Source organism: Candidatus Bipolaricaulota bacterium, assembly GCA_021159055.1.
GTDB lineage: Bacteria > Bipolaricaulota > Bipolaricaulia > UBA7950 > UBA9294 > S016-54.
The window spans coordinates 1-7228 of sequence record JAGGSO010000150.1; the positions used below are offsets into that span (position 1 = coordinate 1).

Sequence of the window (7228 nt, forward strand, 5' to 3'; positions counted from 1 at the left end):
CCGGGTTGCGCGGGTCGTCCTCCGGGATGTGCATCTCGACCTTCCCGACGAGGTCGGCCGCGGTATCGGCCGCCTTGGTGTAGATCCCGCCGCCGACGCGGTCGAACAGCGCGACGAGGGATGCCCCCATCGAGTAGGCACTGACCACAAGAGCTCCCTTGATGAAGTTCACTCCGGCGCTCTTGATCCCGAACAGGTACCGTGTCTGGATATGGAGGGTAGTCGGGTCGAACAGGTGGCGGAAGATGAGGAAGATGAGGACGAGCCCTCCTACGGCCAGGCCGGCTACGGATAGCCCCATCACGCTCCCGCCGGAGAACGCCACCGTGAGCGCCTCCTTGAACGACTTGCGCGCCCCCTGCGTCGTACGGGCGTTGGCGTGAGTAGCGGCGTTCATTCCGATGAACCCGGCCGCCATGGAGAGGAGCGACCCGAGCCAGAACGCCACGGCGATCTCCCAGTAGAACAGGACCCACAGGAGAATGCCGATCACGACCATCGTGATCGCCATCACCCGCGCCTCTTCCAGCATAAAGGTGAACGCCCCGGAGCGGATGTACCCCTGGAGCTCCTTCATCCGGTCCGTTCCCTGCGCCTTGCGGATGACGGAACGGTTGAATGTGTACGCGCTCAACAGGGCGAGGACTGAAATTACACCCGGAATTGCTACTAAGTAGGTCATGTCGTTATTCCCACCTCTCCTTTAGTTGTTTTCGCCTAGGTCCAACTCCTCCCCTCGATCGAGGGCCCACGCCGGACAAAAATCGGGGCTATTCTATCCCCCATCCGCGGGCGCCGCAAGGGTCAAATTCCCGATCTGTTGGCCGCAAAGGCGTTAAGGACACCTGTCCCCAGGTCGACTGACAAACGAACGCTTCCAAAAAAACCGCGGTCCCTTCTTTTCTTGGCTCGATCGCTATCCTGAAAAGTAGAGGTGTGCGCTGAAAAAGAAAGAGGAGGAAACTATGAAAAAGTGGATCACAGTGGCACTGGTGGGGCTCATGGCGAGCATACTCTTCCTGGCGGTGGCGCAGGCGCAGGAGGCCGCTCCTGTTGAGGCCGACAAGCCGACCTCCCTGGCCGGTGCGCTCGGCTGTTTCGAGTCGTTCATGAGTGATGTCCTGGATAAGATTCAGGCGAACATGGCTCAGATCGACACGCTGAACGGGAAGACCGACGACCTGCGCAACACCCTGAGCGCCGTGTCGCTCGAGATCAAGGACGCGGAAGGGAAGATCATCGGCCTCCGTCAGGACGTGGATGCGATGGGAGCGGTTCAGAAAGGGTACGGTGACCGGATCGGGGCGCTGGAACAGAAGCTCTCCGACCTTGCCGCGGCATGTGACGCCGTCGCCAAGAAGGTCGACGTAAACCAGGCTGACATCGCTGCGCTGAAGGATGCCGTCGCCGCGCTGAGCGACGACTATCAGGCGTTCAAACAGAGCGTCCAGGCGGACATCGCTGCCGTCCAACAAGATATTAACGGATTCAAACAGAACACCGCAGCTCAGTTCTCCGCGGTCAACAAGAGCATCGCCGATCTGAACGGCCGTGTTAAGGTCCTGGAGGACCAGGACGTGGGGACGTTCAAGAAGAAGGTAATCGAGCTCGAGCGGACGATGAGTGCGCTTTCCATCAAGATCGACAACAATCGGTCCAAGCTGGAGGGGTTCGACCAGGCGTTCGCCGACTTCTCCGCCGAGATCGACGCCAACAAGCAGGCGATCCTCGCCAACAAGAACCTGCTTGAGGACCACGAAAACCGGATCGCCGCCCTGGAGAGTGGAACCCAGCTCACGGATCTCCAGGATCAGGTGAACTCGTTGTACTTCATCTCGATCGTCGCCCTGCTCGCCGGGGTCGGAGCGCTCGTATGGGGATTCCTGGGTAAGTAGCAGGAGGAAATCAGCGGGGAAGGGAAACGTTCCTTCCCCGTTGCTTTTGCATTTCTGCGTAACAAAAGTTATATTAGTAAACCGATTTTGAGGGGGAAAACAAGAATGGATCGGGTGGGAACACGGCTTAAGCAGTTCCGACTGGCGCATGGGTGGAGCAAGCGCCGTACGGCTGCAGAACTTGGGGTATCGATTCCGTCTATCATCCGCTGGGAAGAGGGGGAGAGCGAACCGAACGATTACAATCGGTTCAAGATCGAAGCCCTCCTCGCAGCCCGGACGCGGGAAGCCGATCGGGTGCGATGACGAAGATCACCAAGCTCGAACTTGCCGGATTCAAGTCATTTCGCAAGCGGACGGTGATCCCGTTCTTCTCCGGGATGACCGCGATCCTCGGGGAGAACGGATCGGGAAAATCGAACCTGATCGACGCGATTCGGTTCGTGATGGGGCGTCGCTCTTCTCAGCTCCGCGCCGACCGGCTGGAGCACCTCCTGTTCAACGGGGGAGAGCACCACTCCCCGGCCGAGGTCGCCGAGGTGCTCCTTCACCTCGACAACCAGGATGGCACGTTCGACCCGTTCTTCGAGAACGGCGACCGCGCTCCGGAGATCGTGCTCGGCCGCCGGATAACCCGCACATCGTCGACGTACACGTTCATGGGGAAGACCTGTCCGCGCGGGCTGATCGACCGCATCCTCGAGGAGGCGAAGATCGACCCCGACGGCCAGCAGGTGATCGCCCAGGGGCAGATCACCGAGATCATCAAGCGCAGCCCGCTCCGGCGGCGGGAGATCATCGACGAGGTGAGCGGGATCGCCGCCTACGACGAAAAGAGGAGGAAGGCGATAGGCGAGCTGAAGGACGTCAAATCGAAGCTGAACACCCACCGCGTCATTCTCGCCGAGCGGAAACGCCGGCTGCTGGAACTGGCCAAGGAACGGGACGCCGCCTTGGAGTACAAGCGCCTCCTCGACGAGCAGGTGAAGATCGAGCGCTCAATCCGGCTGCAGCAACGCAAGGCGATCGAGGAGAAGCTCCGCCGCGCCGTGGAAGCCCGCGAAGGAATGGCCGAAAGGATCGAGAACCTACAGAAAGAGCTCGACTCCCTTGATCTCGCGATCGAGAACAAGGAGTGGGAGATCGAGGGGATGCGCGATGAACTCGGAAAAGATGACAAGATCTCACTTTTGCGCGAGGTGGAACAGCTCCGCCGCGAGATCCTACAGGTGCAGACTGAGATCGACCTCAAGCGCGAACAGGTGCGCAACCTCGAGGAGATGATCGCCGAGATCACCAAGGTACAGGCAGCGGCGATCTCCCGCGCTAGGGCCCCGACCGGGACAAGCCGGGCGGTGCAGGCGCTCCTCTCCCGCAAGCGGGGTGGGGTGTACGGAACGATCGCTTCGCTCTCCACTCCAAAACCGGGGTTTGAGACGGCGTTCGAAACAGCGGCCGGGGGGCATCTGAACGACGTCGTCGTCGATTCGCGCGAGACGGCGATCGAGTGCATCAACTACCTCAAAGCGCAGCGCCTCGGGCGGGCTCGTCTCCTCCCGCTCGGGCGTCTCGTCACCCCGCGCAAGAGCCTGGCCGCGGCCGAGGCGCTCAAGCGCCCCGGGGTGATCGACTACGCGATCAACCTCGTCGAGTTCGAGCCGAAGTATCGGCGCGCGTTCGAGTACATCCTTGGCGACACGCTCGTCGCCGAGAACCTGGAGGCGCTGCGTGACGTCGACGGGGTGCGGGCGGTCACCCTGGACGGGGACCTGCAGAGCAAGGGGGGTGCCCTCACCGGGGGATGGCGCCCAAGCGCCGCCCGGGCGGAAAAGCCGGAGAAGGCGCCGGACGCGCAGTTCGATGTCGCCAAGCGCCGCCAGCGGATCGGAAAGCTGAACCGCGAGATAGCCCGGTTGGAGAAGGACCTGGAGGAGCGGAAGGGGATCCTCGCTGCCAAGGAGCGGGCCCTCGCTGCCAAGGAGGAGGAAGAGGACAAGACCAAGGACGAGGCGTCCACGCGAGGGGACGAGCTGCGCGCCCTGCGCGAGCGCCGGCGGGAGGTCTACCAAAACCTGGAGACGCTGCGTCGAGGGCTCTCCCGCTACGAGCGTGAGGAAGCGGAGGCAAAGGTGGAACTTGAGTCCCTCGGAGCATCCGAGATCGATGAGTCGAACTGCATCGACGCATCCCTCTCCGAACTCGAACGGCGCCTCGGGGAGACGAAGCGGAGGATCCGTCGGCTGGAGCCGGTGAACATGCGAGCGATCGACGAGTACGCGGCGTTCGAGCAGGAGTACAACGCGTTCCGGGAGAAGGTGGACGCGCTCGAAGCCGAAAAGCACGAGATCGAGCGGCTGATCGGGGAGATCGAAGCCCGCAAGCGGGCCCGGTTTCTTGAGACTCTGGAGGAGATCTCGGTCCAGTTCGACCGGATATTCCGCCAGTTGTTCCAAGGAGGGAGCGCAAGCCTCGAGCTTGAGGTCCCGGACGACATCTCGAGCGGCCTCCTCATCAAGGCAAACCCACCGGGGAAGGAGCCGCACGTGATCGACGCCCTGTCCGGGGGGGAGCAGACCCTGGTCGCCACCGCGTTCATCTTCGCCCTGCAGGAGTACCAGAAGGCACCGTTCTTCGTCCTGGACGAGATCGACGCCGCGCTGGACATCCTGAACACCACCCGTCTGGCGCGAATGCTGCGGGAGTACGCCAAGCGGATGCAGGTGATCGTTGTCTCCCACAACGAGGAAACAGTTCGTCATGCTGACCGGGCCTACGGGGTGACAATTAAAGACGGCGTCTCCCAGATACTGGCGCTCAACCTGAATTGACCGGAGGGACGATGGAACCGGTACGGATCGCGGATATCCCGCTCGAGACCCTGGCAAACGAAACGTGGGAGGGGACGCTCCGCCGTCTGACCGCGGACATGGACCCGTGGGACATCGACGTCGGGGAGCTCGCCCGCCGCTACCGCGAGATGCTTCGCGCCATGCATGAGCTCCGGTTCGAGATCCCCGGGAGGATGGTTCTCACCTGTTCGGTGCTTCTGCGTATGAAGTCGGACGAGCTCCTCGCCTCTGCCCGGCCGCGATCGGAGTTCATCGCCGAGCTGGAGGAGGCGGTGGATGAGGCAGCGGAAGAGTGGGATGCTCCGATCGAACCGGACGAGGAGTTCGTCCTCCCGCTGCGCCGCCGCCCGCGTCGCCGCGTCACCCTCACCGACCTGCGCGCCGCCCTCGCCGCCGCCCTCAAGGTCGACCGGAGGCGCGCCGCCCGCAGGAGTCTGACACCCGATGATGACGAGGACATCTTCGACTACTTCGAGCTCGGTGGGGAAGACATCACCTCTCGGTTGCAGCGCCTGTTCACCCGGATAAAGAAGCTCCTCTCCGGGAGAAAGGCGATCAGCTTCTTCCGGCTGTTGGAGCGCGGGGACAAGGAGGAGCGGGTAAGTCGGTTCGTCGAGGTGTTGCACCTAGCAGCGCAGGGGGAGATCATCTGCGAGCAGGAGGAATTCTTGGGGGACATCGTCATTAAGCTCACCGCGGCGGAGTGAGCGAGGAGGAGGGGATGCCTGAGGAGACGCGGACCGATGACCGGGGGCTGGTCGAGGCGGCGCTCTTCCTCTCCCCGGAACCGCTCACCCGACGAAAGCTCGCCAAGCTTCTCGGCGGAACGGCCCTCGCCTATGTCGACCGAATCCTGGACGAGATCAAGGAAGCGTTCGCGGCGCCGGAGCACGGGTTTGAGCTCCTGGTCGAGGACGGGCGTGCGTTTTTTCAGGTGAAACGGGAATACGTGGACAGGGTCGGACACCTTGCCCCCCAGCAGGACATCCCCCGACCGGTGCTTCGTACCCTGGCGATGATCGCTTACAACAACCCCCTCACCCAGGCCGATCTTGTCAAGGTGCGGGGGAACAAGGCGTACGGTCACGTAACCGAGCTAATCGAGCGCGGGTTGATCCGGGCCGAGCCGCAGGGGAGGACTCTGCTCCTATCGGTGACCGATGAGTTCCTCCGCTACTTCGGGCTCTCGGACGTGGCTGAATTCAAGTTCCATGTCGGGGCGGTGCGGGAGGAGCTCGAGATCGACAAAGACGGGCTGAAAGAAGCTGGCCAAGGAGAGATCGACGAGAAGGAGGTCGAGTGATGCAGAAGTACGAGTGCACGATGTGCGGCTATATCTACGATCCGGAGAAGGGTGATCCGACGACCGGGATCGAGCCGGGTACGGCGTTCGAGGACCTACCCGACGACTGGACCTGCCCCGACTGCGGCGCGGGGAAGGAGATGTTCGAGGAGGTCTAGCTCTTATCCCTTGCCTGGGAGCCAAACACGGGCGGGCTTTTATCCCGCCCGTGCGCTTATTGACTACAGTTAGGCGGCATTGCCCACAAAATCCAATAGCAGACCCTCATTTCCCTTCTCCTCGCGGCTACTGTTCAAAAGCGGAGCACGTTAGCTCCCGCTGGGATCCGAGCCGGCTGCCGGCTCTGGGCAGGCCGCAGGGACCTCGGTGGACCAGCCGGGGGGCAGCTCCTCCAGGGAGGCCTTGATCAGGGATCTCACCGCAGCGCTGTAAGCCTCTCCGTAGTCGTCCTCCAGCTGTTTCTCCTCCTCGGCCCCATACCAGCTGCAGGGGATGGCCGCCACCAGGAGCTTTTTGTCCTCCGCCTGTACCAGCTTGAGGCCGGCCGGCGGGAGCCCCCGACCATCCGCCTTCTGGCAGACCTCGCCCGTGGGGAGCACCGGAACCAGCCCGTGTTCCTGGCAGAGGTTCACTAGGTCCTGGCACGGGTAGACAGCCACCTCGATCCCAGGGGGGAGAACTCCCATCAGGATAACGGGGATGATCCCGCTCCCCACCGCCATCAGCAGTTTCCCCCTGGACGCCAGGTCCCCGCTCAGGGCGAGGAGCCCCTGAGCCCCCTCCACCGGGAGGCCGGGGTAGACCAGCCCGTACCAGCTGAATCCCCCCAGCCAGATCACCTTGTCGTAGGTCTCGTCCAGGGGCTCCGTGCGGATATTCACCTCGGTGGCCAACTTCAACGCGGCCATCAACTGGCCTGCTAGCACTCGAAGTCCCTCGCCGTACTCCTCCGGGGCATAGACGTCGATGGCGCTCTCCCCAGCCTGGGCGAGTCCCATCAAAAAATACACCAGTGCCTGGGGATGGTAGCCGGGCCTGTCGCCCAGCAGGGGCGGGAGGACCATGGCGGTCCGTCCCTCAGGAGCGGCGAAAAGCGGCACCGCTATTGCCAAAACGGCGATCGAAACTATGACTATGGCCTTCTTCATGTCTTCCTCCTAATTAGTCCTCTACCCACAGGG

The 7228-nt window shown here is 62.7% G+C and carries 8 protein-coding genes; 6 read left to right on the forward strand and 2 right to left on the reverse strand.

Features of this window, described 5'->3' with window-relative positions:
• A partial coding sequence (locus J7J55_07665; protein ID MCD6142571.1) for a sodium/proton-translocating pyrophosphatase occupies positions 1 to 682 on the reverse strand: 682 nt, incomplete at its 3' end.
• Positions 683 to 965: 283 nt separating this feature from the next.
• Here J7J55_07665 and J7J55_07670 point away from each other — a divergent pair.
• The 6 genes from J7J55_07670 to J7J55_07695 all read left to right on the forward strand — a co-directional run bounded on the left by J7J55_07670 (position 966) and on the right by J7J55_07695 (position 6205).
• Positions 966 to 1895, forward strand: a complete 930-nt coding sequence (locus J7J55_07670) for a hypothetical protein (protein MCD6142572.1) — start codon at positions 966 to 968, stop codon at positions 1893 to 1895.
• Positions 1896 to 2009: 114 nt separating this feature from the next.
• Positions 2010 to 2201, forward strand: a complete 192-nt coding sequence (locus tag J7J55_07675) for a helix-turn-helix transcriptional regulator (protein MCD6142573.1) — start codon at positions 2010 to 2012, stop codon at positions 2199 to 2201.
• Positions 2198 to 4723: a chromosome segregation protein SMC gene (locus J7J55_07680; GenBank protein MCD6142574.1), complete on the forward strand. Its 2526-nt coding sequence runs from the start codon at positions 2198 to 2200 to the stop codon at positions 4721 to 4723. The genes J7J55_07675 and J7J55_07680 overlap by 4 nt, the downstream gene beginning before the upstream one ends.
• A gap of 11 nt (positions 4724 to 4734) precedes the next feature.
• Positions 4735 to 5451, forward strand: a complete 717-nt coding sequence (locus J7J55_07685) for a hypothetical protein (protein ID MCD6142575.1) — start codon at positions 4735 to 4737, stop codon at positions 5449 to 5451.
• A gap of 14 nt (positions 5452 to 5465) precedes the next feature.
• Positions 5466 to 6047: an SMC-Scp complex subunit ScpB gene (gene scpB / locus J7J55_07690; protein MCD6142576.1), complete on the forward strand. Its 582-nt coding sequence runs from the start codon at positions 5466 to 5468 to the stop codon at positions 6045 to 6047.
• Positions 6047 to 6205 (forward strand): rubredoxin, encoded by a 159-nt coding sequence (locus J7J55_07695; GenBank protein ID MCD6142577.1) that lies wholly within the window; start codon positions 6047 to 6049, stop codon positions 6203 to 6205. The genes scpB and J7J55_07695 overlap by 1 nt, the downstream gene beginning before the upstream one ends.
• Before the next feature lie 150 nt (positions 6206 to 6355).
• Here J7J55_07695 and J7J55_07700 read toward each other — a convergent pair whose 3' ends face one another.
• Positions 6356 to 7057, reverse strand: coding sequence for a hypothetical protein (locus J7J55_07700; protein ID MCD6142578.1), 702 nt, complete (start codon positions 7055 to 7057; stop codon positions 6356 to 6358).
• Positions 7058 to 7228: the final 171 nt, after the last annotated feature.

Coding starts and splice junctions, on each gene's coding strand:
- J7J55_07680 (MCD6142574.1), top strand. CDS start 2,198: ATGACGAAGATCACCAAGCTCGAACTTGCCGGATTCAAGTCATTTCGC.
- J7J55_07670 (MCD6142572.1), top strand. CDS start 966: ATGAAAAAGTGGATCACAGTGGCACTGGTGGGGCTCATGGCGAGCATA.
- scpB (MCD6142576.1), top strand. CDS start 5,466: ATGCCTGAGGAGACGCGGACCGATGACCGGGGGCTGGTCGAGGCGGCG.
- J7J55_07695 (MCD6142577.1), top strand. CDS start 6,047: ATGCAGAAGTACGAGTGCACGATGTGCGGCTATATCTACGATCCGGAG.
- J7J55_07685 (MCD6142575.1), top strand. CDS start 4,735: ATGGAACCGGTACGGATCGCGGATATCCCGCTCGAGACCCTGGCAAAC.